At 51.8% G+C, this 26126-nt stretch carries 24 protein-coding genes and 1 pseudogene; 17 read left to right on the forward strand and 8 right to left on the reverse strand.

All coding sequences use genetic code 11. The annotated features are described in order from the left end of the window. Positions 1–32 precede the first annotated feature (32 nt). Both INT22_RS19985 and mfd read right to left on the reverse strand, forming a co-directional pair. Positions 33–1160 (reverse strand): L,D-transpeptidase family protein, encoded by a 1128-nt coding sequence (locus INT22_RS19985; RefSeq protein WP_193060134.1) that lies wholly within the window; start codon positions 1158–1160, stop codon positions 33–35. Between the two features lie 106 nt (positions 1161–1266). Further along, on the reverse strand, positions 1267–4716 hold the full coding sequence (gene mfd / locus INT22_RS19990; protein ID WP_193068807.1) for a transcription-repair coupling factor: 3450 nt from the start codon (positions 4714–4716) through the stop codon (positions 1267–1269). Positions 4717–4970: 254 nt separating this feature from the next. On the opposite strand from mfd, the gene INT22_RS19995 reads away from it, so the two are divergent. The 9 genes from INT22_RS19995 to sthA all read left to right on the forward strand — a co-directional run bounded on the left by INT22_RS19995 (position 4971) and on the right by sthA (position 14680). After that, the gene (locus INT22_RS19995) at positions 4971–6425 is read left to right on the forward strand and encodes a glyceraldehyde-3-phosphate dehydrogenase (protein WP_193060136.1); all 1455 of its coding nucleotides are present in this window, start codon (positions 4971–4973) and stop codon (positions 6423–6425) included. A 317-nt stretch (positions 6426–6742) separates the two neighbouring features. Continuing rightward, complete coding sequence (locus INT22_RS20000) at positions 6743–8092, forward strand: Na(+)-translocating NADH-quinone reductase subunit A (RefSeq protein WP_193068808.1); 1350 nt, start codon at positions 6743–6745, stop codon at positions 8090–8092. Beyond that, entirely contained in the window at positions 8092–9318 is a 1227-nt protein-coding gene (locus tag INT22_RS20005; RefSeq protein ID WP_089038114.1) for an NADH:ubiquinone reductase (Na(+)-transporting) subunit B, read from the forward strand. The genes INT22_RS20000 and INT22_RS20005 overlap by 1 nt, the downstream gene beginning before the upstream one ends. Then, positions 9318–10139, forward strand: coding sequence for a Na(+)-translocating NADH-quinone reductase subunit C (locus INT22_RS20010; protein WP_089038115.1), 822 nt, complete (start codon positions 9318–9320; stop codon positions 10137–10139). Before INT22_RS20005 ends, INT22_RS20010 begins: the two co-directional genes overlap by 1 nt. Before the next feature lie 2 nt (positions 10140–10141). Then, on the forward strand, positions 10142–10810 hold the full coding sequence (locus tag INT22_RS20015) for an NADH:ubiquinone reductase (Na(+)-transporting) subunit D (protein ID WP_089038116.1): 669 nt from the start codon (positions 10142–10144) through the stop codon (positions 10808–10810). 1 nt (position 10811) lies between these two features. Continuing rightward, positions 10812–11429, forward strand: coding sequence for an NADH:ubiquinone reductase (Na(+)-transporting) subunit E (gene nqrE, locus INT22_RS20020; protein WP_009723509.1), 618 nt, complete (start codon positions 10812–10814; stop codon positions 11427–11429). A 68-nt stretch (positions 11430–11497) separates the two neighbouring features. Further along, complete coding sequence (gene nqrF, locus INT22_RS20025; RefSeq protein ID WP_193068809.1) at positions 11498–12730, forward strand: NADH:ubiquinone reductase (Na(+)-transporting) subunit F; 1233 nt, start codon at positions 11498–11500, stop codon at positions 12728–12730. A gap of 203 nt (positions 12731–12933) precedes the next feature. Continuing rightward, on the forward strand, positions 12934–13188 hold the full coding sequence (gene nqrM, locus INT22_RS20030) for a (Na+)-NQR maturation NqrM (RefSeq protein ID WP_009723507.1): 255 nt from the start codon (positions 12934–12936) through the stop codon (positions 13186–13188). 100 nt (positions 13189–13288) lie between these two features. Then, positions 13289–14680: a Si-specific NAD(P)(+) transhydrogenase gene (sthA, locus tag INT22_RS20035; protein ID WP_089038118.1), complete on the forward strand. Its 1392-nt coding sequence runs from the start codon at positions 13289–13291 to the stop codon at positions 14678–14680. 41 nt (positions 14681–14721) lie between these two features. Here the strand turns inward: sthA and INT22_RS20040 are convergent, their stop codons facing one another. The 5 genes from INT22_RS20040 to leuS form a co-directional block, all read right to left on the reverse strand. Beyond that, a complete protein-coding gene (locus INT22_RS20040) occupies positions 14722–15663 on the reverse strand; it encodes a PA2778 family cysteine peptidase (protein WP_193068810.1) in 942 nt (313 codons plus the stop codon). A gap of 10 nt (positions 15664–15673) precedes the next feature. Then, entirely contained in the window at positions 15674–16087 is a 414-nt protein-coding gene (locus tag INT22_RS20045; protein WP_193060139.1) for a PA2779 family protein, read from the reverse strand. Between the two features lie 100 nt (positions 16088–16187). Then, on the reverse strand, positions 16188–17255 hold the full coding sequence (gene holA, locus INT22_RS20050) for a DNA polymerase III subunit delta (protein WP_193068811.1): 1068 nt from the start codon (positions 17253–17255) through the stop codon (positions 16188–16190). Then, positions 17252–17764 (reverse strand): twin-arginine translocation signal domain-containing protein, encoded by a 513-nt coding sequence (locus INT22_RS20055; RefSeq protein WP_193068812.1) that lies wholly within the window; start codon positions 17762–17764, stop codon positions 17252–17254. The genes holA and INT22_RS20055 overlap by 4 nt, the downstream gene beginning before the upstream one ends. Continuing rightward, the gene (gene leuS / locus INT22_RS20060) at positions 17761–20346 is read right to left on the reverse strand and encodes a leucine--tRNA ligase (protein WP_193068813.1); all 2586 of its coding nucleotides are present in this window, start codon (positions 20344–20346) and stop codon (positions 17761–17763) included. The genes INT22_RS20055 and leuS overlap by 4 nt, the downstream gene beginning before the upstream one ends. A gap of 163 nt (positions 20347–20509) precedes the next feature. On the opposite strand from leuS, the gene INT22_RS20065 reads away from it, so the two are divergent. Then, a complete protein-coding gene (locus tag INT22_RS20065) occupies positions 20510–21028 on the forward strand; it encodes a zinc ribbon-containing protein (protein ID WP_009723500.1) in 519 nt (172 codons plus the stop codon). Positions 21029–21048: 20 nt separating this feature from the next. On the opposite strand, the gene INT22_RS20070 is transcribed toward INT22_RS20065, so the two are convergent. Then, complete coding sequence (locus tag INT22_RS20070; RefSeq protein ID WP_193068814.1) at positions 21049–22362, reverse strand: hypothetical protein; 1314 nt, start codon at positions 22360–22362, stop codon at positions 21049–21051. Positions 22363–22900: 538 nt separating this feature from the next. On the opposite strand from INT22_RS20070, the gene INT22_RS20075 reads away from it, so the two are divergent. From INT22_RS20075 to INT22_RS20100, 7 genes and pseudogenes are all read left to right on the forward strand, one after another. Continuing rightward, complete coding sequence (locus tag INT22_RS20075; protein WP_193068815.1) at positions 22901–23383, forward strand: GNAT family N-acetyltransferase; 483 nt, start codon at positions 22901–22903, stop codon at positions 23381–23383. 144 nt (positions 23384–23527) lie between these two features. Continuing rightward, entirely contained in the window at positions 23528–23905 is a 378-nt protein-coding gene (locus tag INT22_RS20080) for a hypothetical protein (protein WP_193068816.1), read from the forward strand. Positions 23906–23998: 93 nt separating this feature from the next. Continuing rightward, entirely contained in the window at positions 23999–24280 is a 282-nt protein-coding gene (locus INT22_RS20085; RefSeq protein ID WP_193068817.1) for a putative quinol monooxygenase, read from the forward strand. Positions 24281–24395: 115 nt separating this feature from the next. Then, entirely contained in the window at positions 24396–24584 is a 189-nt protein-coding gene (locus INT22_RS22215; protein ID WP_443589124.1) for a DUF7000 family protein, read from the forward strand. A 209-nt stretch (positions 24585–24793) separates the two neighbouring features. Then, positions 24794–25189: a DUF1963 domain-containing protein gene (locus INT22_RS20090; protein WP_193068818.1), complete on the forward strand. Its 396-nt coding sequence runs from the start codon at positions 24794–24796 to the stop codon at positions 25187–25189. 287 nt (positions 25190–25476) lie between these two features. After that, positions 25477–25764, forward strand: a pseudogene (locus INT22_RS20095) (hypothetical protein); the annotation flags it as partial. 31 nt (positions 25765–25795) lie between these two features. Then, a complete protein-coding gene (locus tag INT22_RS20100; protein ID WP_193085943.1) occupies positions 25796–25975 on the forward strand; it encodes a transposase in 180 nt (59 codons plus the stop codon). Positions 25976–26126 lie beyond the last annotated feature (151 nt).

Raw genomic sequence — 26126 nt, forward strand, 5'->3', positions numbered from 1 at the left:
ACGCCTCACCCTACTCGATATTTTGACTAAGGTTATGCCTCTTCCTCGGCTTGTGTCGCTGTTGTGAGCTCAATTTCTTCGAATAATCCATCAAGCTCCACAGGCTCTTCTTCAGCAGGGGCTGGTGCTGGTGCTTGAGGGCCATACAGCGCTATAAGGCGACCATCCGGATTTTCTACAGCTAGTTTTACCTGGGCATAGTCAACTTCTGCTTGGTCTTCAGCCAGTTCGCTTACTCGTTCGATGGCATTAAGCAGTGGCTCAAAATCGCCAACGTTTTCTTCAAGCTGAGGGTAAGACTGCACAAACAGTGTGCCGTCCGCTGCCCAGCCTGCTTTAAACGGTGCATCCATCAAGTTGACTTGAGTGCCGGTAGGCATGCGCTCGTAGAGCGATTTGATATCTTCGGGGAACATGCGGATGCAGCCGCGGCTGACCCGCATGCCCACGCCTTCAGGGCGGTTGGTACCATGAATCAGGTAGCTAGGCATCGCCAGCAATATAGCGTGACGACCCAGTGGGTTGTTGGGGCCAGCAGGCACAATAGACGGGGCTGGCTCGCCACGTGCAGCTGCTTCACGACGCATAGAGGCTGGCGGCGCCCAGGCAGGATCTTTTACCTTTACGGTCGTGCGGGTAATGCCGACCGGTGTGGCAAATTCCTCACGGCCAACACTGACAGGGTAGGTTTCAACAATGCCGGGGTTGTCAGCCGGATAATAATAGAGTCGCAGTTCAGACAAATTTACGACCACGCCTTCGCGGGGTGCAGGCGGTAAAATATAGCGCGCAGGTATAACGATTTCTGTGCCTTCCCCAGGTACCCACATGCTGACGCCTGGGTTGGCCATACGAATTTCTTCGTAGCCAATGTTATGGCGTCGCGCGATATCGATGAGTGTGTCTTCAGGATCTTCTACGACGACGGTGTAGTGTTCTCCAATAATGTCGCCTTCTTCAGGAAGACGAAAATGGCCGCGGGGTAGTTCTCTTTGCTCAGCGAGCTGGTCAGCGCTGGTAAGCGCCTCTTCTGTAGCAGGGGCTGAGCCTTCAGCTGTATCGGCTGAGGGCTGTGCATAAATAGGGGTAGAGAGGCTTGCTGTAAGTAAGACAGCTAAGCTCGTTGGGCCCCAGGCGTTATATAGCTTACGAATGTTCATGGTGGTTCCTAATTAATTTATGCGCCACATTGCTGCAAACTAGCATTGTCATGGGCGGCAGTTAGAGGGCCGTGCGTAGGGCTTTCATACAAGTTTGCCCCAAGGTTCACGCCGCCGCTACTTTTTGATTGAGTGTTGTAAGCAGAGCTTCGACTTTATCAAAACGCTGTTCGGTAGTTTCCATTGGGAATTCAAACCGTAAAGTGTCTGAGCCATCCAGTCGGTAGTGCTGTGGCGATTTTTGAATGAGTGTCACAAGTGTTAATGGATCGACCTGGGTAGAGCCGTTGAAAAGTACTCGTCCACGGTTTTCACCGGCTTCAATGCGCGCGACACCTAGTTGTTCAGCGCGGTGGCGAAGCCTAGTCTGGCGTATCAGGTTCTTCAAGGGCTGAGGAAGGAGTCCAAAGCGATCAATAAGCTCGACTTGTAGCTCCTTAAGCTCAGCGTCGCTCTGGGTGTTGGCGATACGTTTATACATCACCAGGCGCTGTTGTACGTCGTGAATATAGTCATCTGGAATCAATGCTGGCAGATTGAGGCTAATCTCGACACCGGTGTTGAAGGGGGCGTCAATATTAGGCGTTTTGCCCGCACGAATAGCCTTCACCGCGCGATCCAGCATTTCCATGTAAAGCGTGTAGCCGATGGTTTCCATTTGGCCGCTCTGCTCGTCGCCCAGGAGCTCGCCTGCGCCACGTATCTCCATGTCGTGACTTGCTAAGGTGAAACCAGCACCGAGATCATCAGAGGCGCTAATCGCTTCCAGGCGCTTTACGGCATCTCGTGTCATTGCCTTGGGGGGCGGCGTTAGTAGGTAAGCATATGCTTGGTGGTGGCTGCGTCCAACGCGGCCACGCAGTTGGTGTAGCTGGGCCAAGCCAAACTTATCGGCGCGCTCAATCAGAATCGTGTTGGCGCTGGGCACGTCAATGCCCGTTTCGATAATGGTAGAGCACACCAGTACATTGAAGCGACGATGATAGAAGTCTGACATGACTCGCTCAAGGCTGCGCTCGGGTAATTGGCCGTGAGCAACAGCAACCCGTGCCTCTGGCACCAGTTCGCGGATTTGTTCGGCAGCGTTTTCAATCGTTTTGACTTCATTGTGCAAAAAGTAGACTTGTCCGCCACGTAATATTTCACGCAGCAGGGCTTCTTTAATGACGCTGCTGTCTCGCTGTTGCACAAACGTTTTGACCGATAAGCGTCGTGCGGGTGGGGTGGCAATAATCGAGAGGTCTCGGATGCCGCTCATGGCCATATTTAAGGTGCGCGGAATCGGTGTTGCGGTGAGCGTCAGAATGTCGATTTCGGCGCGCAGCGTTTTGAGTTTTTCTTTCTGTGCGACCCCAAAGCGGTGCTCTTCGTCGATAATTAAAAGCCCCATTTTGGGCAGCTCAACGCTTTTAGACAGCAGTTTGTGAGTGCCTATTACGATGTCAGTTTGGCCATTTTTGATGCTTTCCAAGGTTTGCGTCATTTCCTTGCCGCCTGTGAAGCGCGAAATAAGACTAATATTCACAGCGGTGTCGGCAAAGCGGTCGCGGAAGTTCTCAAAGTGCTGGCGGGCTAACAGAGTGGTGGGCACAAGCACCACTACTTGGCGACCGGTTTGAACGGCCAGGAATGCAGCACGCATGGCGACTTCGGTCTTGCCAAAGCCTACATCGCCACAAACGACGCGATCCATTGGCTGAGGAGAGATCATGTCGCTTATAACTGCTTCAATGGCGGCCTGCTGGTCAGGGGTTTCTTCAAATGGGAAGCTGGCAGAGAAGCGAACGTAGTCATCGCCCGGCGTATCATAAATGAAGCCTTCCTGAGCCTCCCTCCGGGCGTAGATGTCGAGTAGTTCAGCGGCAGTGTCGCGGATTTTCTCAGCCGCTTTACGACGTGCCTTTTCCCACTGATCTGAGCCTAACCTGTGCAGCGGAGCGAGTTCGTCATCAGCGCCGCTATAGCGAGAAATAAGATGCAAGCTATCGACCGGGACATAAAGCTTGGCGCCGTCGGCATATGAAAGCGCCAGGAATTCGTTAGCTTGACCGCCAGCTTCAAGGGTTTCCAGCCCCAAGTAGCGGCCGACGCCATGTGCTTGGTGAACAACCGGTGCGCCTTCTCGTAACTCAGATAAATGGCGCACGGCCAATTCGTTGTCGTCGGTCGCTTTTTCTCGCCGCCGACTCTGGCGCACGACATCGCCAAAGAGCTCGGTCTCGCTGATCACCGCGACATTCGGTTCGGTAAGCCACAAGCCGCTGCCTACCAAGCTTTCAGTAATGGCAATGCGATCAGTGCTGCTTAAAAAGTCTTGGAAGCTGTCAATATGGGGCAGGCTTAATTTAAGCGGCGCCAATACTTCTTCTAACGCTTCTCTGCGTCCCCGTGACTCGGCAACAAACAGTACCCGCGTAGCTTGCTGCGCATCCAGAAAGGTAGCCAGTTCGTTAAGGGGTTGCTTGGCGCGAGCGTTAATTGCCAGCGAGGGTAGTGCTTGGGCTTTCGGCGCCAGGGCATGGCGTTGCGTGTTGTCTTCGGTTAGTTCGATTCGGGGGCGAGCTTTGATCGCCGAAAAAGCGTCATTAACGGGAATGAACGCGCGAAGCGGTGGTAAAAGGGGGCGTGTTGGGTCAACACCCAAATTCTCGTAACGTGATTCAATAGACTGCCAGTGTTGCTCAGCGGCTTCGAATACACCTGGCAACAGTGCTACACGGGTGTCATCGGTAACGTGCTCAAATAAAGAAGCGGTTTCGTCGAAGAACAGTGGCAAATATTGTTCCAAGCCCGGGGAGGGGATGGCTTTCAGTGCATCGTTATAGAGAGGGCACTGGCGCGGATCAACATCAAAAAGCGTTTCAAACTGTTCCCGGAAGCAAGCAGTGGCGCTGCGGCTGAGTGAGTACTCATGAGCTGGGAGTAGCTCAATCACATCGACTTTATGGGTAGAGCGCTGATTGCCAGGGTCGAAATGGCGTAATGTATCGATTTCGTCATCAAACAAATCGATACGAATTGGCTCATCCATACCCATGGCGAAAAGGTCGATGATTGCGCCGCGCATGGCGTATTCGCCAGGCTCGTAGACCGTTTCTACGGCACGATAACCTGCCCGCGATAGCGATTCGCGAAATGTTTCCCGATTTAGTTTGGCGCCCGCTTTTAGCGTCATCACGCGCCCAGCGATGTATGATACGGGGGGCAAGCGCTGCATCAGCGTATTGATTGGCACCAGCACAATGCCGCGTACGCCATCCTGCAGTAAGCGCAGCGTGCGTAGGCGTGACGAGATAATATCCTGGTGCGGGGAGAAGCTGTCATAAGGCAGCGTTTCCCAATCTGGAAAGGGCAGGACGGGAACATTGCTATAGAATGCCAGATCCTGTTCCAGGCGCTGTGCGCTGGCAGTATTCGGCGTAATAACCAATAATGGTGCGCTTAACGCGACCTGAGCCAGCGCCAGGGCAGTTGCACTGCCCGGCGGCGCTGTTAGGTAGAGCGTGTCGCGAATCCCTTTGGGCTGGGGCGGTTCGAGCAGAGAAAAAGAGGACATAGTCACGGTATCGTTTTGCGCTGAAACGGAATCTGGATCATACACGATCAGTACTTTCAGGCAGAGGCCTGCGCAAAGCAACCACTAGTAGTTAAGTAAGCCTTGTGGTTTCGATACACTATTGTGGTTTGTAGTCAATCCGCTTTTTCTGTAATACCCCTACATGTTGTGCGACTATCCATTCATTGCGGCATGTTGGTAAGCCCAGGATAATGTTCTAAGAAATTTCTTTTCACTACCCAATGAGGCCGCACGTGAGTCAGCAAGCTCTCGAAAACGTTTTTCAGGAATGGCAAAGCAACGAAGCTCTGGCTGAGCAAATGATTCCACTGGTGGGCCAGCTGTATCGCCAAAACAATGTTGTCGCCACTATGTTCGGTCGCTCCCTGATTAAGCGGTCAGTCATTCGCATCCTCAAAGATCACCGCTTTGTACGCAAAATTGAAGGCACTGAGCTATCTGTTGAAGATACGTTCCCCATCGTAAAAGCGATGAGCGAGATGAACCTCGGGCCTGCTCATGTTGACGTTGGTAAGCTGGCCGTTAACTTTAAGCGCCAGGGTGGTAGTGATCTTGATGCTTTCCTGCGTGAAGAGCTTGCTGAAATTATTGATGGCTTTCAGCCGAATGGCAGTAAAGGCGAGCCTCAAGATGTAGTGCTTTATGGCTTTGGCCGTATTGGTCGTTTGCTGGCGCGAGTAATGGTCGAAAAAGCGGGCGGCGGTAATCTGTTGCGTTTGCGGGCCATTGTTGTGCGTGGCCGCGGCGATGTGGCAAAAGACCTTGAGAAGCGTGCCAGCCTACTGCGTCGTGATTCGGTACATGGGCCTTTCGATGGCACGATTACCGTCGACGTTGAAGCGCGTACACTGATTGTCAATGGTAATGTGATTCAGGTTATTTACGCCGATTCACCTAGTGAAATTGATTACACTGCCTACGGTATCGACAACGCTGTAATTGTTGATAACACCGGTATCTGGCGCGACGAGGCTGGCTTGGGTCAGCATCTTGAGTGCAAGGGTGCTAAGAAAGCATTGTTAACGGCTCCTGGCAAAGGCGATATCAAAAATATCGTATTCGGCATTAATCATGAAACGATTGGCGATAATGACCGTATTGTGTCGGCAGCGTCCTGTACTACCAACGCCATTGTGCCAGTGCTAAAAGCGCTAAATGATGAATATGGCGTAGTGACGGGGCATGTAGAGACCGTGCACGCCTACACCAACGATCAAAACCTGATCGATAATTACCACAAAGGCGACCGTCGTGGACGTAGTGCGGCGCTGAATATGGTATTGACCGAAACAGGTGCAGCAAAAGCGGTCGCAAAAGCGCTACCTGAACTTGAAGGTAAGCTCACAGGTAACGCCATTCGCGTGCCTACGCCCAATGTTTCTATGGCTATTTTGAATTTAACCTTGGAAAAGGGCACCGATGCAGAGGCGTTGAACGATTACCTGCGTCGCGTATCGATTGATTCTTCCTACCAGAAGCAGATTGACTTCGTTGATTCAGCAGAAGTTGTATCGTCTGACTTTGTTGGCAATCGTCATGCGGGTATTGTCGATGCTAAAGCCACCATCGCAAACGGTAACCACGCCGTCGTTTATGTGTGGTATGACAATGAATTTGGCTATAGCTGCCAAGTTATTCGTATTCTTCAGCATATGTCTAATGTGAAGTTTTTGAAGCTGCCGCATTAAGCCGTTTGAGCATTAATGGCGTTTAAGCAGCAGTTAATGCGCTTTTAACCGCTAAGTTGTGCCAAAAGCCACCTCCGGGTGGCTTTTTTTGTGTTGAAAGTGAGATCAGCTCAAGCGTCTATAGCACTTTAGGAGGCTGTCAGGGATGTGGTCATTGGCCGCGCTTATCTTTATAATACGATGGATTTTTCGGGGTGGTTCAAGCGTGCTTGAGCCTGACTGGTAACAATCTGAACAGACAATAAAAATTTACTGAACAGAAATAAGCATTCGAACCCCTTACCTTCGTATATCCGATCCATCAACTGGGCGAGACTATGATCGAAGTCAAAAAAGGCCTGGATCTCCCCATCACGGGAGCGCCCGAGCAGCATATTGAAGATGCGCGGCCTGTGCGCCACGTGGCAATCCTGGGCACCGACTACGTTGGCATGAAGCCGACGATGGAAGTTCAGGAAGGGGATAAGGTCAAACTGGGCCAATTACTCTTCACCGATAAGAAAATTGATGGTGTACGCTTTACAGCGCCCGCCAGCGGTGAAGTCGTGGCTATTAACCGTGGCGAAAAGAGACGTCTGCTGTCTGTCGTTATTAAAGTCGATGAAAATGAAGAAGCGATGACATTTGCTTCTCATGATCGTGACGCTTTAGGGCAGCTTGAACGTCAATCTGTTGTTGATCAACTGGTTGAGTCAGGGCTTTGGACTGCTTTGCGCACCCGGCCTTTCTCTCGCACGCCAGCTATCGACAGCACACCTACCGATATTTTTGTTACTGCTGTGGATACTCATCCACTTAGCGCTGACCCTGCGGTAGTGATCAACGAAAACTCCCAAGCATTTGAAGACGGCCTCAAGGTGCTAACCCGCCTGACCGAGGGCAACGTTTTTCTGTGTACGGGTGCTAATGCTTCCATTCCTGGTGGTAATGTCAGCGGCGTAAAGACTGAGAGCTTTGCTGGCCCGCATCCGGCAGGTTTGGTAGGAACGCATATTCATTATCTTTCACCGGTAGCCCTGCACAAAAAAGTGTGGCACATCGGTTATCAGGATGTGATTGCGTTCGGCAAGCTGTTTGTAGAAGGCAAGCTTGATACAAGCCGTATTATTGCTGTCGGCGGCCCGCGTGCTGAAAATCCTCGTTTATTGCGCACCCGTATTGGTGCCAGTACGGAGGAGTTGTTAGCAGGTGAGGTCATCAAACCCGATGACACCCGTGTTATTTCAGGTTCTGTGTTCTCTGGTGCTTCCGCTGAAGGGAGTCTGACTTACTTGGGACGTTTCCATAACCAAGTAAGCTTGCTCGAGGAAGGTAACAAGCGCACCTTCTTGGGATGGATGTCTATGGGGGCTAATCGGCACTCAATCATGGGCATTTACATTTCTAAGATTAAAGGCCTGAGCAATTATGCACCAACCACGTCAACCAATGGCTCTGAACGTGCCATGGTACCGATCGGTGCATATGAAGCCATTATGCCTCTGGATGTTATGCCAACACAGCTGCTACGCACGCTGATCGTGGGTGACATTGAAGTTGCCATGCAACTTGGGTGTCTTGAGTTAGACGAAGAGGATTTGGCACTGTGTACCTATGTTTGCCCAGGCAAATACGAGTACGGCCCTATCCTGCGTGACAATCTCACCATGATCGAGAAAGAGGCCTGATGATGGGTATTCGACAAACACTCGATAATCTCGAGCCGCACTTCCATAAAGGTGGTAAGTACGAAAAGTTCTACCCGCTCTATGAAGCGGTAGATACTATTTTCTACTCGCCCCCCAGTGTTGCAAAAACCACCGCCCACGTGCGTGACGGTATCGATCTAAAGCGCATCATGATCACCGTTTGGCTGTGTACTTTCCCGGCGATGTTCTTCGGTATGTGGAACGCTGGCTGGCAGGCCAACACCGCTATTGATGCAGGCTATGCATCAATGAACGGCTGGCGTGAAGCGATCATGATGACCCTGGCGGGTGGACATGACCCCAGCAGCTTATGGGCTAACTTTGTCCTCGGTGCGACCTACTTCTTGCCGATCTATCTTGTCACGTTTGCGGTGGGTGGTTTTTGGGAAGTACTGTTCGCAATCAAACGTGGTCATGAGGTTAACGAAGGTTTCTTCGTAACGTCGGTACTGTTTGCGCTGATTCTGCCGGCGACTATTCCGCTTTGGCAGGTTGCTCTGGGTATCACCTTTGGTGTGGTAATCGGTAAAGAGATCTTCGGCGGCACGGGTAAAAACTTCTTGAACCCCGCGCTTACTGGCCGTGCGTTCCTTTACTTTGCCTACCCAGCGCAAATCTCAGGGGATGCCGTATGGGTAGCCGCTGATGGCTACACTGGTGCAACTGCGCTCTCCATGGCGTTCCAAGACGGTATGACTGCGCTGACTGATACCATGAGCTGGTGGGATGCTTTCCTTGGCTTTATCCCTGGTTCAGTGGGTGAGGTCTCGACACTGGCGATCTTCATTGGTGCGGCAGTACTGCTGTGGACGCGTATTGCATCATGGCGAATCATGCTGGGTGTTCTTCTGGGCATGGTCGTCACCAGTACGCTGTTTAATCTGATTGGTTCTGACAGCAACCCCATGTTTGCAATGCCCTGGTACTGGCATTTGGTGATTGGTGGCTTCGCTTTCGGCATGGTGTTTATGGCAACGGACCCGGTGTCTGCTTCCATGACTAACCAGGGGCGCTTGGTGTTTGGTGCGTTGATCGGTGTGATGACCGTTCTGATCCGTGTGGTAAACCCCGCCTTTCCTGAGGGCATCATGCTGGCCATTCTGTTCGCTAACTTATTTGCGCCGCTGATTGACCACATGTTCGTCCAGGCCAATATTAAACGCCGTCTCAAGCGGACTGGCGTAGCGGCCGAGGAGAATGCCTAATGGCACAAGGTAACAACTCCATCAAAAAGATCCTAACCGTAGCGTTTTCGCTGTGTATCGTGTGCTCGGTAATCGTTTCGACGGCTGCCGTTGCGCTGCGACCTATGCAGCAGCTCAACCAGGAATTGGATCGTAAAACCAACATTCTTAACGTGGCGGGTCTCTATGAGCCGGGCATGGATGTTGAGGAAGCGTTCAGCACGCAAATTACCGCACGTGTAGTTGAGCTGGATACCGGTGAGTACACCGATCAATTCGACCCAGCTACCTTCGATGGCTTTGAAGCCTCGAGTGATCCTGCAACGGGTCGTACGCTTTCCGGTGATCGCGACATTGCAGGCCTGTCTCGTGTTGAGAACTTCGCGACTGTTTATCTTGTCGGTGATGCTGAAAACCCCGAGCAGATTGTTCTGCCCATTCGTGGGCAAGGACTCTGGGGCCGTATGATGGGCTTCCTCGCGGTTGAAGGCGACGGTAACACTATCGTCAGTATCACTTACTACGACCATAGCGAAACGCCGGGTCTCGGTGCTGAGGTAAATAATCCGCGCTGGCAAGCTCAATGGGAAGGTAAGAAGATTTACGACGAAGAGGGCGACCTCTCACCGGAAATCCACCTGACCAAAGGCGGCGCAAGCAACGAGTACGAAGTTGATGCGCTTTCTGGTGCAACGCTAACCAGTAACGGCGTGACCAACATGCTGCAGTTCTGGTTCAGCGAAGAGGCTTTCGCTCCGTATTTGGCTAACTTCCGTAGTGGTACTGAACCAGAAGATGCCGAAGACACCGATACCGACTTCGACGACGTTGAGGGGGCTTGATCATGGCGGATGTAAATGCAAAAAGCGTTTTAACGGCGCCGATTTTTAAGAACAACCCCATTGCACTACAAATTTTGGGGATCTGTTCTGCTCTAGCGGTTACGACCAGCATGAGCGTATCGCTGGTAATGGCGCTAGCGGTTACTTTTGTAACGGCCTTTTCGAACTTGTTCGTATCGTTGATCCGGAACCATATTCCGTCTTCGATCCGTATCATTGTTCAAATGACCATTATTGCGTCGCTGGTTATTGTGGTTGACCAGATCCTCAAAGCTTACGCTTACGAAATGTCTAAGCAGCTGTCAGTTTTTGTGGGCCTGATCATCACCAACTGTATCGTAATGGGCCGTGCGGAAGGTTTTGCGATGTCCAATACGCCGAGCATGTCGTTCCTTGACGGTATCGGTAACGGCTTGGGCTACGGCTTAATCTTAATGATCGTTGGCTTCTTCCGTGAGTTGCTGGGTGCTGGCAGCATCTTTGGCTTTACCGTCCTACCAACAGTGCAAAATGGTGGTTGGTATGTGCCCAATGGTCTGCTGCTCCTGCCGCCCTCTGCCTTCTTTATTATCGGTTTGCTGATCTGGGTTTTACGTTCAGTCAATCCTGAGCAGGTAGAAGAGAACGAGTTCAAAATGAAGCACAACACCAAGCCGAAGGAGGCCGTGTAACATGGAACACTATCTAAGCCTTTTCGTTGCTTCGGTTTTTGTTGAAAACTTGGCGCTGGCCTTCTTCTTAGGGATGTGTACATTCCTGGCGGTATCTAAGAAGGTTTCCGCTGCATTTGGCCTCGGGATTGCCGTTATTGTCGTACTGACAATCTCGGTTCCGGTCAACAATCTAGTGTTCAACCTGCTGCTGGCTGAAGGCGCTTTGTCTTGGACTGGCATAAGCGGTGCTGAAAACATCGATCTTTCATTCCTGGGTCTTCTGAGCTACATCGGCGTTATTGCCGCACTGGTTCAGATTCTGGAAATGTTCCTCGATAAATATGTTCCTGCGCTATACAACGCGCTGGGCGTATTCCTGCCGCTGATTACCGTTAACTGCGCCATCCTAGGTGGCGTACTGTTCATGGTTGAGCGTAACTACAACTTCGGTGAATCCGTAATCTACGGTTTCGGTTCTGGTGTTGGCTGGGCGCTTGCGATTACAGCGTTGGCTGGTATCCGTGAAAAGCTGAAGTATAGCGACGTGCCTGGCGGTCTTCAGGGTCTTGGCATCACGTTTATTACCGTTGGCTTAATGTCGTTGGGCTTTATGTCCTTCTCAGGCATTCAGCTTTAATCGGAGCCGGTTTTCTCGGCAGCTCAGGCTGCCGAGGTACAGAAAACCTTCAGCAATAGGAAACCGACATGGTTGATACATCTGTCATCTTGCTCGGTGTTGTCATGTTCACGGTCATCGTTATTAGCTTAACGGCGATCATTTTGGCAGCGCGCAGCAAGCTAGTGAGTAGCGGGGACGTGACGATTGAAGTCAACGGCGACCCCGAGCACACCCTGCAGACTCAGGCTGGTGGTAAGCTTCTTAACACCTTAGCTGCAAACGGAATCTTTCTTTCCTCTGCCTGTGGTGGCGGCGGTTCTTGCGCTCAGTGTAAGTGCCGAGTAGAAGAGGGCGGCGGCTCCATTTTGCCGACGGAAGAATCTCACTTCACTATGCGTGAAAAGAAAGAAGGCTGGCGTCTGTCTTGTCAGGTTCCTGTGAAGCAGGACATGAAAGTAGAAGTGCCTGAAGAAGTCTTCGGCGTTAAGAAGTGGGAGTGTGAAGTTACCGCGAACCCCAACGTTGCGACCTTCATTAAAGAGTTGAACCTGAAGCTGCCCGAAGGCGAGGAAGTTGCCTTCCGCGCCGGTGGTTATGTACAGCTGGTAGCGCCGCCTTACGATATTAAGTTCGCCGATTTTGACATCGAAGAAGAGTATCGTGGCGATTGGGAAAAATTTGATATGTTCAAAATTTCCCATAAGAATAACGAGGAAGTTATCCGCGCTTACTCTATGGCTAACTACCCGGATGAAAAAGGCCTCCTCAAGTTCAATATTCGTATCGCGACGCCGCCTCCGGGTACAAGCCACCCGCCGGGCCTTATGTCGACCTACGTCTTCAATTTGAAGCCGGGCGACAAAGTGACCGTTATGGGGCCGTTTGGTGAGTTCTTTGCCAAAGACACTGATGCAGAAATGATCTTTGTTGGTGGTGGTGCGGGTATGGCGCCAATGCGTAGCCACATTTTCGATCAGCTCAAACGTTTGAAGTCAGATCGTAAAATTACTTTCTGGTACGGTGCGCGCTCCTGGCGTGAAACCTTCTACAACGAAGAGTATGATCAGCTAGCCGAAGAGTTCCCGAACTTTGAGTGGCACTTGGCGCTCTCTGATCCGCAGCCAGAAGATAATTGGGAAGGGCCGACAGGCTTCATCCACAACGTATTGTACGAAAACTATCTGAAGGACCACCCAGCTCCGGAAGATTGTGAGTACTACATGTGTGGGCCGCCCATGATGAACGCGTCTGTTATCAAGCTATTGCTCGATATGGGCGTGGAACCGGAAAACATCCTGCTGGATGACTTCGGCGGTTAACAACGTGATTGTGTAAGTTGCCTTCGGGCATGAGCGGGGCTGGCCTTTTGGTCAGCCCCGTTTGTATGTGAATGGTTGAAAAACGATGAGTTGCCTGATCATTTTGAAGTGGCTGAGGTACAATAGGCATTAAAATTCTACGGCACTTAACGACATGACCGTTGTCGGCAGGTGAGCAGTTAATGCAATGCTGGGAGGTGAACATGACAATCTGGCTACTGGTATTTGGTTTTATGGCGCTGGTAATGACGGCAATGGCCGTTGGCGTCTTAATGGGCCGCAAACCTATTGCGGGTTCCTGTGGCGGATTAAATCAGTTAGGCCTAAAAGAAGGCTGTGACATCTGCGGCGGTAAAGATGAGGTTTGCGAAGAAGAAAACCGCAAGCGTGGAAGTGTACGTCGGCGTAGCGATGAAAGCCGTGGAGCTGACCTAGGTTATGACGCAACGCGTCGTTAATCTAGCCATTGGCTGCTCAGACGCTCGCTTACCGCGAGCGTTTATGTAAGTGCCATTGTTGAGAGCGCTTTTAAGTCAGGAATAAGGAGATCAAAGTCGTATGGCCGTTCACAATTACGATGTTGTGGTGATAGGTACTGGTCCCGCTGGGGAAAGCGCTGCTATTAACGCCGCCAAGCATGGCAAGCGAGTGGCGATTATTGAAAAGCAGGCCCAGGTGGGGGGTAACTGCACCCACTGGGGCACGATCCCTTCAAAAGCGCTGCGCCATCAGGTCAAACAGATCATGGCGTTCAATACCAACCGCATGTTCCGCGATATCGGTGAACCCCGCTGGTTTTCTTTCCCTAAAGTGATGGAGCGCTCGCGTGGCACCATCGATAAACAGGTCGAAATGCGCACAACGTTTTACGCGCGCAACCGCATTGATCTGTTTCATGGAGTGGCGCGTTTTAAAGATGAGCATACCGTGGTGGTGCGAGACCGGCAGGAAGGCGTGGAAGAGCTGGTAGCCAAGAAAATTGTTATTTCTACCGGCTCTCGGCCTTATCGTCCGGCGGATATTAACTTTCGTCATCCACGTATTTACTGCTCTGATACGATCCTCAGCCTTTCCCATACCCCGCGGACACTGGTGATCTTTGGGGCAGGTGTTATCGGTTGCGAGTACGCCTCTATCTTTTCGGGCCTTGGCGTTAAGGTTGATTTAATCAACAATCGCGATAGCCTGCTGTCATTTTTGGATGATGAAATCAGTGATGCGCTTTCCTACCATCTGCGTAAACACGGTGTGCTGATTCGCCATAACGAAGACTATAAAAGTGTCGAAGGTGATGAAGCTGGCGTAACCGTAAATCTGAAGTCGGGCAAGAAAATCCGCGCCGATGCGTTTCTTTGGGCGAATGGTCGTACCGGTAATACCGATAGCCTTGGACTTGAGAACATTGGCTTAGAGGCAAACGGCCGAGGCCAGCTTAGCGTTGATGAGCACTACCGCACCGCTATTTCGCATATTTACGCTGCAGGCGATGTGATTGGTTGGCCGAGTCTCGCCAGTGCTGCTTACGACCAGGGATTAAACTCCTGTAACGAGCTACTGGAAAAAGAGTATCGCTTTGTTAGTGATGTCCCCACCGGGATCTACACTATTCCTGAAATCAGCTCTTTCGGCCCCAACGAGCGTGAACTGACCGAAGCCAAAGTGCCCTACGAAGTGGGTAAGGCCTTCTTTAAAGATACTGCTCGTGCGCAAATCACCGGCGATACGGTGGGAATGCTGAAGATTTTGTTCCACCAAGACACGCTGGAGATTCTGGGTATCCATTGCTTTGGTGACCAGGCGTCGGAAATTTTGCACATCGGCCAGGCCATTATGCAGCAGGAAGGGGATGCGAATACGGTGAAGTACTTCATCAATACGACCTTCAATTACCCCACCATGGCCGAAGCGTACCGGGTGGCGGCGCAAAATGGCTTAAACCGAGTGTTTTAAAATGTTTTAAGTAGGGGGGCTATGTCCCCCATATTCACGCCTCACAAACCATCCAGCAGTTGCTGCGCGCGTGGCTGCCAGTCACCGTCTAAGGTGGCAGCCTGAGTGAGTGCTTCCCGCGCACCCTCCCTATTTTCCTTCTGAAGCCTGAGTATGGCTACATTGAGCCATGCAGCGCCCATGGCAGGGTCAAGCTGTGTGGCTGATTCGAAGGCTTCTAGCGCTGCTTGAGGTTGTTGATCGGCGTATAGCGCATTGCCGAGTGCAAATTGACCCAGCGGATTAGCAGGGAAGCGTTCTACAAAGGCTTGCCAACTGGAAAGTGTTGCTACAGGCCCATGCTGCTCCTCGTAAGCGCTAATGGCTTCCAGTGCATTGCGGGCGGTAACGCCTTCGGGCAGGCTTCCTGGTTCGCTAACCACAAACCCCCAGCGCTCACTGCGTGCCCAGGTAGCATCAAAGCGGCTAAACGACATCGTATGTCGTTCGATTTCGCCACTACGTAAAATCAGCGTTTCATTAGGTAAATCAAAACCAATGGCCACCGCGTAGTGCCACATCGGGAAAGCTGGCAAGGCGAGGTTTTGCATCACCACTACAGGGTCACCTGCTTCCAAATGGCCGAGCAATGCATCCATGGTGCCACGAACGGGGATCGCCAACTGCTTATAACGGCGCACAGTGGCTAGCATTTCAGGCTGAACGCTACCTTCTCGCCCAGGCAGAAATACCTGTGGGATTAACTGCTCAAGCCCTGCATCTACCCCCTGGTGATTGAGCGCCATTGCCAGTGTTGCTGGGCCACACTGATACGCCGTCTGGGCGTAAAACGGTACTTCGGTCAGCTCAGTTTGCGGTGCTAGGCTAGCTTTAGTGCTTTCTAACAGCACCGGGCTTCTGGCGCAGCCGCTAAGCAGAGTGGGCAGCAGCAGGGCAAGCAGTAAAACGCCCGCAAAGCGGGCGTTTAAAAGCTGTTTCATCATGGCAGTCAAATCAGCGAGTGAACGGATAAACATCGGTCAGGCCGAGAATGTCAGTCACCAGTAGGATAACGAATACCGCAAACAGGGCGCCAATCACGCCGGCGCCGGCGGGCAGCTGTTCGAGTTGTTCGGCCATTTGCTGAGCTTCTGCATCGCTTAGTGCGGCAACGCGGGCTTCAACGTCATCTAGATCGACACCCTGCTTGAGCAGCTCTTCTTGCACATCTGCACGGGCGAGAATTTCATTGATACGCTCGCGGTCAGCACCTGCGCGGTCGCCTGCTAAAACAGATTGGGTAGAGACTAAGTCTGTAGAGGTAGCGTCCATACTCTGCGGGGCTGTGGGCGCAGCGGCAACAGGTAGGCTGGTAATGACTAACGCAGCGATCAGTAAGCTTGAGAGATAAGCACGCACTTTTTTCATTGTCTTCATCCTCAGACGTATCGGGGAGCAAGGTAATTTGTAACCTGAATCAATAGTATAGAAATAAACCGTACTGGATTTAAGGCGAAAACGAAAAGTGCTAATTATTTGCACTAATGCGGTAGGTCCAAGGGGATTCAGCTAACAGCCCTTTACCGCCCGCCATGGTCATGGCTAGGTCATGAAGCCCTGGCCATAAGGGCACCGCAGAAGCCCCTTTCACAGCAAGATCTAACCGTTGGGCCATCAGCAGGAGTTTGTGTAAACGTTTCATTGATAGGCGACTGATCGCTTTTTGGTAAGCGGGGCGGCGTTTATCAAAAATCATTGGTTTCTGAGTTTTACACGCGTGCTCAAAGCTTTGTCCCTGATCCAAATGCTGGTGCAGCGAAAGCAGGGTGCGTAGCTCGCGACTGAGTGCCCAAAGCACGATGGGAGCTTCAACCCCTTCACTGCGCAGCCCGTTAACGATACGCGAGGTCCGGCTTGGCTCTCCTTTTAAACAGGCATCCGCAAGGTTAAACACATCAAAGCGGGTGCTGTCTTCCACGCCTTGGGCAATGCTTTCAACATTAAGGCGAGTGTTAGGTGGATGAATCAGCGCGAGTTTTTGCAGCTCTTGATCAGCGGCCAACAGATTACCTTCGGTGCGCTCACCCAATAAACGAGCCGCTTCTAGGTCAATTTGCAAACCATGCAGCGATGCGCGATCCCGCAGCCAGTAGCCTAATCGCGAAGCATCAACGGGCCATACAGGTACAAATAAACCGTGTTTATCGAGTGCTTTAAACCAAGCGCTTTTTTGTTGCTTGGCGTCTAGCTTGCCCATGCTAATCAGCAGCAAGTCGTCACTGCCATCCATCAATTCCGCATACTGTGCCAGTGCTTTACTGCCATCTTGGCCAAGTTTGTGTGTCCCCAGCCGCAGTTCCAGAAGCTTGTTAGAGGCGAATAAAGAGAGGTTACTGGCGGTTTCCAGTAGTCGACCCCAGCCGAAGTTAGGCTCTACATCAAGCACTTCCCGCTCTTCAACACCCGCTTGCCGCGCGGCTGAGCGCACGGCATCACAGGCATCACGATGTTGCAGTGGCTCATCACCGGCAACAATCACCACCTTAGGCAATTTTTTTGCTAAGGCCGCGGGAAGCTGATCCGAAAATACCTTCACTGAATGGCCTCAAGGTTCGCCAGTCTTTCGACAATGCGCTCAGCCAGTTGTCGCGTTAGCGTTTGTTCCGCTTCTTGAAAGAGGGTTTCGCGATTGAGCAGATCATCATCGCTGACCCGAATGCGTGTATCGGTCGTTATCGTTGCATTATTAAGCACATAAGCATTGTCCTCTCGCTGCTGTACGGAGAGAGACGTGCTTAGCGTTAGCTCATGTTCTTGGCTGGCACGCCCTTCGCTGCCAATACGGCGTTGGCGAAGCGTCGGTGAGCCCAGCGTGACCCGCCAGGGAGCGCCATCAGAAACCTCGCTGCTTTGCTGTAGTAACCGGATGCGTAGCTGTTGGGCCAAGGCGCTTTTGTCGTCGCCCTCTAGTGACAGAGCAGGCAGGCGCGGCATCGAACCTGAACCGCGCAAGCGAAACCCGCAGCCACTGAGCAACACCGCCGCTGAGGCGGCGATGCTGGTAGCGAGGAAACGACGGCGTGTAACGTGTTGGGATGGTTTCATCCACTCACCACAATGTTAACCAGCTTGCCGGGTACAACGATGACTTTACGAACCGTTTTACCTTCCAGATGGCGCTGGACGTTTTCGTTCTCCATCGCCAGTTGCTCGATGGCGGCTTTATCTGCGCTGGCCGGGGCTTCTAGGCGCGCGCGCAGTTTTCCGTTCACTTGCACGACTAGTTCGATACTATCGCGGGTGAGCGCGGCTTCATCCACCTTCGGCCACTGAGCTTCAATGGCGGGCTGGTCATAGCCTAATTGTTGCCACAGCGTATGGCACAGGTGCGGTGTAATGGGTGCCAGCAGCAGCACACATGCCTCAAGCGCTTCGCGACTGACCGCTAGGCCTAGCTCGGACGTATCGTCGAACTTGGCCACTGCGTTAGAGAGTTCCATTACCGCGGCAATGGCGGTATTAAAGGTAGTGCGGCGGCCAATATCATCACTGGCTTTCTTGATTGTCTCGTGGGTCTTACGACGCAGTGCTTTTTGGTCGTCGTTTAACGCATCAACCGTCAATTCGCCCGGTGTACCAGCCGCAAGGTGCTCGGTCACCTGACGCCAAATCCGTTTCAAGAAGCGGTGCGCACCTTCAACACCGGAATCCGACCACTCCAACGACTGCTCGGGCGGTGCGGCAAACATCATAAACAGGCGGACGGTATCGGCACCAAACTTGTCGATCATCGACTGAGGATCAACACCGTTGTTTTTCGATTTTGACATCTTCTCGATGCCGCCCATCTCTACCGGCAGGCCGTCGCTGATCAGAACAGCGCTTAACGGACGACCTTTCTCATCGCGTTTGACTTCTACATCAGCGGGGTTGAACCACTCTTTACCACCGTTATCTTTAAATCGGTAGAAGGTTTCCGCGATGACCATGCCCTGGGTGAGCAGTTGCTGGAACGGCTCATCGGAATCCAACATGCCGAAATCGCGCAGCAGTTTATGGAAGAAGCGAGCGTAAAGCAGATGCAGAATCGCGTGTTCGATACCGCCGATATACAGGTCAACGGGCAGCCAGTAATTGGCGCGCTCGTCCAGCATGGCTTCGTGGTTATCCGCGCAGCAGAAGCGGGCGAAGTACCAGGACGATTCCATAAAGGTATCGAAGGTATCGGTTTCGCGCACCCAACCATCGCCTAGCTCAGAAAACTCGGGCATCTTCTTCAGCGGCGAGCCGGAAGCATCCACGGTGACTTCCATGGGTAGCGCTACCGGCAGTTCATCATCAGAGAGTGGCACGGTTTGGCCTTCCGGGCCGTATTTCACAGGAATTGGCGCCCCCCAATAACGCTGGCGAGCAATCCCCCAGTCACGCAGGCGGTAATTGGTTTTTACTTCACCACGGCCAAGTTCAGTAAGCTTCGCGGCAATCGCATCAAACGCCGCCTGGAATTCCAGGCCATCGAATTCGCCTGAGTTAATCAGCGAGCCGTGCTCAACATAAGCACCTTCGGAAATATCCGGCTGGTTGCCGTTGGCATCGGCCACCACGGGCTTGAGTTCTACGCCGTACTTGGTCGCAAATTCCCAGTCGCGCTGGTCGTGGGCGGGTACCGCCATCACCGCACCGGTGCCAAACTCCATTAATACGAAGTTGGCCACAAACACCGGCACTTCATCACCGGTGAGCGGGTGAATGGCTTTGTGCCCGGTGAGCATGCCCAGCTTTTCTTTGGTGGCCATTTCGGCTTCCGACGTGCCACCTTTGGCGCACTCGTCACAAAATGCCGCCAGTTCGCTGTTTTGCGCGGCAGCCTGCTTAGCCAGGGGGTGACCAGCGGCGACGGCCACGTAGGTGACACCCAGCAGCGTATCCGGGCGGGTGGTATACACCGCCAGCGGCTCGCAAGCGCTACCGTCTTCCGCCTGAATATCAAAGGTCATCTCAACGCCGCGGGATTTACCAATCCAGTTGCGCTGCATGGTTTTGACCTGTTCAGGCCACTCGACATTATCAAGATCTGCCAGCAGCTCATCGGCGTAGTCGGTAATTTTCAAGAACCACAGCGGGATCTCTTTACGCTCTACCGGTGCACCAGAACGCCAGCCGCAGCCGTCAATTACCTGCTCGTTAGCCAGTACCGTTTGGTCAACCGGGTCCCAGTTCACCGTGGACATTTTCTTATAGACCAAGCCTTTTTCGACCAGCTTGGTAAAGAACCACTGCTCCCAGCGGTAATAGCTGGTATCGCAGGTAGCGAATTCGCGGCTCCAGTCGTAGGCAAAGCCAAGTGCCTTCAACTGGTTACGCATGTAATCAATGTTTTGATAGGTCCACTTCGCGGGCGGCACCTGGTTTTGAATCGCGGCATTTTCCGCAGGCATACCGAACGCATCCCAGCCCATGGGCTGCATGACATTTTTACCCTGCATGCGCTGGAAACGGGACACAACGTCGCCGATAGTGTAGTTACGCACGTGACCCATATGCAGCTTGCCGCTGGGGTAGGGGAACATGGATAGGCAGTAGAACTTTTCGCGGTTAGCGTCTTCTACTGCTTTGAAGCACTGGTGTTTATCCCAGTACTGCTGAGCGTCACGTTCAATCTCACGGGGGCTGTAATGTGCGTCCATCGGTGTTTTCAATGCCTTGGGGTAATTCGCCCAAAAAGGGCGCAAAGTGAATAATGGATGACGGCTGTCAGATAAGTAACGTCGATTGTATCCTATGCAGGTGTATCCTTGAACGGTTAGCCGATGATAGGCCGCACCTTGGGTCGACAAAAGGAGAGGTACCATGGAACAACATAACGATCACCGTTTGCGCGAAGGCTACGAGCGCCTGCTAGAACGCATGCAGGACGGGGCCAACGATCTTACCTGGGATAATCTACAAAAGGATTTGGACGACGCCGTTGCCTTTGAAGCGGAGCTGGAAGAGTACACCAAAGATGAGCTAGCCCTGCTGCGTGCCTGGGTAGAGCGTGACCTGAAAGATATGCGCTACTACATGGCGGATACCGGTAAGCAGGTTGCTAGCTGGTTGGGCATTGATATCGACAGCCTTTCACGGCGTGTGGCGGAATCGCTGCTTTCAATCGCCGACCGCAGCGTGGTGGAGCGCGAACGCTTCGAAGATGACCTGGAAGCCGCCCGCGCCGACTACTGCGAAGGTGAGGTCGCCGCGCCGGGCCTGATGGCGTGCGTACACTGCGATGCCCAGGTGATGCTAGAAAGCGTCTCGCGCCTGGAACCATGTCACCAGTGTGGCCACCGCTATTTCTACCGCTTTCCCAGTAAAATCGTCGAAACCTAAGTGGCTAGCGCACTCATCACTTAATTGACCCAGATGCTCAGGCCTGCGATCGCACCCAGCGAGAGCAGGCTCATCATGGCGGCATACAGAAAATTATTTTTCATCATGCGGTAGCCGCTAATTCCGTAGCGCCCCTGCAGCGAAAGGTTAATGCCAGATAACGGCCCAACGCTGGTGCCTACCGCCCAGGCGCTCAGGGCAACAAAGGCAAACAGCGTTTGCTCACCGCTTGCTAGATTCAAAATAGATGCCAGCACGGAAACGCCAATGATCGGGTGTAACCCCGCCAGCGCACTCAGCGTAATCGCCGCAAAGCTCACCATGGCTTGCCACATGCCAAAGGTAGCAAACAGCGTCCATTCGTCACCTGCTGCGGCTGCAACCAGGGTAGAAAGCCCCAGCGTTAATAAGCCCGCCGCTAAAAACAGCGAAATTTCCCCGCGCATGGCGGGTAGCCGTGTGGTGGTGTGTTGGCGAATGCGCCGCAGGGTAAAGCGGGTGCCTTCCCGTAGGTTGCTCAGCACCGCTACCACTGGCAGTAAAAAGGTAATAATACTGACAATAGTGAGCGACGGCGTCAGCCAAAAATGAAACAGCATCACCAGTGCTGCCATGCTCGCCGGCATTAACAGGCTGCGTGGCGAAAGTGAAAAGCCGTCGACCTCGGTTAAATCAAACCGACGCCTCAACTCTAGGGTGGTTAATAGCCCCGATAGCATCGCCAACGGAAACCCAATCAGCGCAATCTGGCCGTACTGAACGTCGGGCGCCAAGGCAATCACCACCGCCATAGAGGCAAAGAAGGGCGACCACAATGCCGCACTTGAAAGCCCACGATTTAAGGCCAACAGCTGGGGCATGGTTAACGGAGAGCGCCTAGCTAAGCGGTCGCCCACCATAAAAATCGTCGAAAGATTCAGAATAGTGCCGAGAAAGTGCACCCCCAGCCACGTGCGCAGCACGCCATCTGCACCGGTCACCCGTTTGCCCGGTGGGCGCTTATTACCCTGGGTGCCAATCAACGAAATAAAGCTAACGCCTACCAGCATCGTGGCCACAAACACATTGCCCTGAAGCATGGCAGGCCAATTGACATTGGCGCCATACATCACCCGCGCCACCACCAGCATCAGCACCCCAAGGGTAATCAATACCCCCGCCTGAATGCGCGAACGGCGTGGAATATCCCGCCACAGCAGCGCCACCGCTGCCCACAGCACATAGCTCACTGCCTGCGCCGTTGGTATCACGCCGATAAAGCCAATAATTTGAGCGAACAGCCCAAGCAGAATCAAAACACCCGCCACCCGCTGCCGCATCGTTGTCTCTTGCATCTCAATCCCTTGCTGGTTGAGTTAGCAGGCTAATAGGCTTTTCAACAATTGGCTAGCAGAAGGCGCGGGAAACTTCGCATAAACGTACCAATAAGTGCATTCATGTAGTGCGGTGCGTGCTGCTGCCCATAGACCTCGAATTATTGTGGGAGGGCGCTTCAGCGCGCGATGATAATGCCGCCAACACTAGCCGTGCCGTTATAACCAGTCAAAGCAACTTGTAGCGAGCGGTAACGAATATCGCGAGGAACGAGTGAATGAGGCACCCGCGAAAGGACTTTGCCATACCGAAGAAAACTGAGTAATGTCAAAAATAGATAGTTTGCTTAACGTAATATCAGACAAGAAAAACACAGACGGTCGCCAGCGGGGCGTGTTAACGCAGCACAGTTGTACCGGGGCGGTAGCGTGCCTTTTTTTAACTAACCGAAAGGGTTGCGGTAGCACTAAACCGTACTTGAGTGACGTCATCACGTGCGTATTCCTGGACTAATGAGCTAGAACACGCTGTTATGCCCAACGTATGTTAGGTCAGAGCATGTCAATAGAATCTATCGTGGAAACAACTTGGCCTGAGATATTGAAACTGCAAGCAGAAGTTTACCATTTGGTTGAACCAGAGAGCCTAGAGGTGTTGCAGGATAAGTGGCTGAGATCGCCAGGTAGTTGTTTTATTTATAGAGATGATGAACAACTAGTAGGGTATGCGTTAGCGCATTCGTGGAACAGTAAGGCGCCACCGAAATTGTTCAACAAGCTGCCAAAAGGGATAGAAGGATCAATTTTGTTTCTCCACGATTTAGCTGTATCGAGTAATTCGTTTGGCAAAGGTATTGGCTCAAAAATGATGGCGCATTTAGTGAACGTTGCCATTGTCTCAGGCTACAGAGAAATTCGGCTAGTGTCTGTTCAGAACTCAATGCAGTTTTGGCGAAAACAAGGTTTTACACCATTAGAACAAGCAGTGTGTAAAAGCTATGGTGATAGTGCGCAGCTAATGAAGCGAGTACTTTGGGCATAATCAACGGCTTAAGAGGAGTTGTTAACGCACGGCGCTTCCAGTCACGTTGCACCGAAGTGGATACGGTTGTTGTATTTGTTAGCAGTGCGTTGCTAGCCCCTTAGACGGGTGTTTAGGCGTTATGACTCATATTGAGGAGGTGCTATGTCATTCGAAGAGTTACGATCTGAAGTGCATGACACTTACATGGAAAACTATGTTGCTGGATTTAAGAGTAACGACGTTACGCTAATCGATAAGATAGTTAAGTATCCAATTGCGTACATAAAAAATGGCTCGGTGACAATGTGTGATTCCTATCCTATAGACCCCAAAAGCCTTAAAGAGGATAAGGGGTGGGATCATTCTGTCGATTGGAAATTTGAGGTTACAGCTGTCAATGATAGTGAAGCCCATGCAGTTGCCTCTGCAGTCAGATGCAGAAAAGATGGCTCAAGAATTGAGAGTGTTCATGGCTTTTATGCTTTCACGAAAACAGTCGATGGATGGAAAATGTACGCCGTTGCGGATACAACCTTCTGACCATAACAGTTCGCAGCAGTACGGGGCTTACAGCCGCTGGGCGTCCCCGGCCGCCGCTGCTGTGCTCCGCGTCGTACGGCTTTAGGTGGTTGGATGTCTAAAATCATTCTGGAAGGCCATATCGTTGTATCTGACACTGACCTAGCAACGATTATGGATGAGCTCTCCGGCCATATCGCGCTGACACGCCGTGAGAACGGTTGCTTGCGTTTTGAGGTTACCCAGAGCCCGGATGCTGAGAACGTTTTTTATGTTTACGAAGAGTTTATTGACCGGGCTGCATTCGAAGCGCATCAGCAACGCGTAAAGTTGTCCGGCTGGGGTAGGGTCGCATCGAATGTCGAAAGGCACTATCAAGTGACGGAAGCTGACTGATGGCTAAACCGTATAGCCAGTCGCATTTGTCGGGCAATTTCTCCACCGCTTCGTGGCTACAAAATTGCCGCAAAGCTCTACGTTATGTGCCAGTAGAATTCAGAGGGCACGGAAAATGTCAGATGTAAGCCTAAATACTTGGATACCAGCCTACAAAAAGGCTTTCGCGAGTGGAGAAATCCAGAAAACTTATCAAAATCTTGTTGGCATCGTTCAGAGCCTAAGAGCTGAATTTCATAAAAAGTACAAAGGTGAGTTTTCGGTTGCAAATATACTGCATGGATACATCGATTTTATAAGTTGATTTGCAAGAGCAAAAAATTGTCTTCAACTCGCTTAAGGTGGATGCTCAAATGGCTGGGTGCTGATATTAGGATGACTCAGGAAGATAACTTGCTGAGTAAATAAATTAGGATGATAGGCGGCGGAAACGGCTCGAAATCGGGTTTTTCTACAGTCTCGTTAGCTTTCAAGTCATATGTCGTATAGGTATCTATTTAAGAGGAGTAGATAATGGATGTTGAAGTGGAAGGAAAAAAGATTCGCTCTGAATTAGAACAGTTTTCACTCCCTATTATTAAGCTTCTGCCAAAAGCGGAAAACGCAGAAAATATATGGAGTAGCAAGTTTGGAGGGAAACCTTACTGGCCGACAAACATGGAATATCCAGAATCGAAGTCTGGAGAAAAGCTAATTCTTCTTGCTCAGCTAAACTTCGAGGAGCTACCAAATCTGGCAGAATTTCCTCAGGTAGGTATTCTTCAATTTTTTATTGAAGATGATGATGTCTCTCGACGAGCTTTTGTTCTTCGATTGGGATCCAATCGGGGTTTCATCAATGGAAGGAGGTCGAGACGAATATTGCTCCTACCTGCCTGTGGTTTTTCAGCTCTGTTTAGATCACAGTGAGCCGGAGCCAATAGCCCGATATTTGTCTGAAATAACTGAATATATGGGCTTACAGTCAGATGCGTCTGGGAATCAACGCATTGCAAAGCGGGCGTTGGAACTCAAGCGGTCATGCTTGAGTTGAATTGGAGGTGCTCATAACCAGTCAATTAAGTACGCTCCGACCTTCGGTCTTCACCGGACACCTTAGTCGGGCGCCGCTTATCATTGGAGTTGAGCCTGTAGAAAAACCCCTCTGACAGCTAAGTTTTGGTAGGATCGGGATAAATAGACGAGGAGTGGTCAGCATGCCGCGCTTCAAGCCTTATAACTACGACCAGAACGCCATGGTGGTGATCAACTACCACGATCAGCTTCAGTCAGGCACCTTTGAACATGCTGTGCACTACCTGATCGAGCACAAGCTTGACTTGTCAGTTTTCCATCCCCAGTACCGCAGCGATACGACGGGTCGGCTGGCCTACGATCCGGCCATCCTGTTTGTCTACTGCAAAGGCATCACCACCAGCCGTGGGATGCAGTGGTGGTGCGAGACCAGTATTATTTTCAAAGCTCTTTTCTGCTATGCCGTTCCACTCTCAGTGAAAGTAGATCTACAACCATCGCATGTCGGTAGTGGGGTCGGTATTCGGCAATATTGGTACGACGAAACCACTGAACCGGTTCAGTCTGCGGGGTAAGAAAAAGGTGCGGAGCCAGTGGCAGTTATACTGCTTGGTGCACAATATGAGAAGTTGGCGAATGATGGTCATTTGGCCACGTCATGAAAGACCCAGAGCGAGATAAGTTGATTTGCAAGAGCAAAAAATTGTCTTCAACTCGCTTAAGGTGGATGCTCAAATGGCTGGGTGCTGATATTAGGATGACTCAGGAAGATAACTTGCTGAGTAAATAAATTAGGATGATAGGCGGCGGAAACGGCTCGAAATCGGGTTTT

This window comes from Halomonas sp. 3D7M (assembly GCF_014897885.1).
Classification (GTDB): Bacteria; Pseudomonadota; Gammaproteobacteria; order Pseudomonadales; family Halomonadaceae; genus Vreelandella.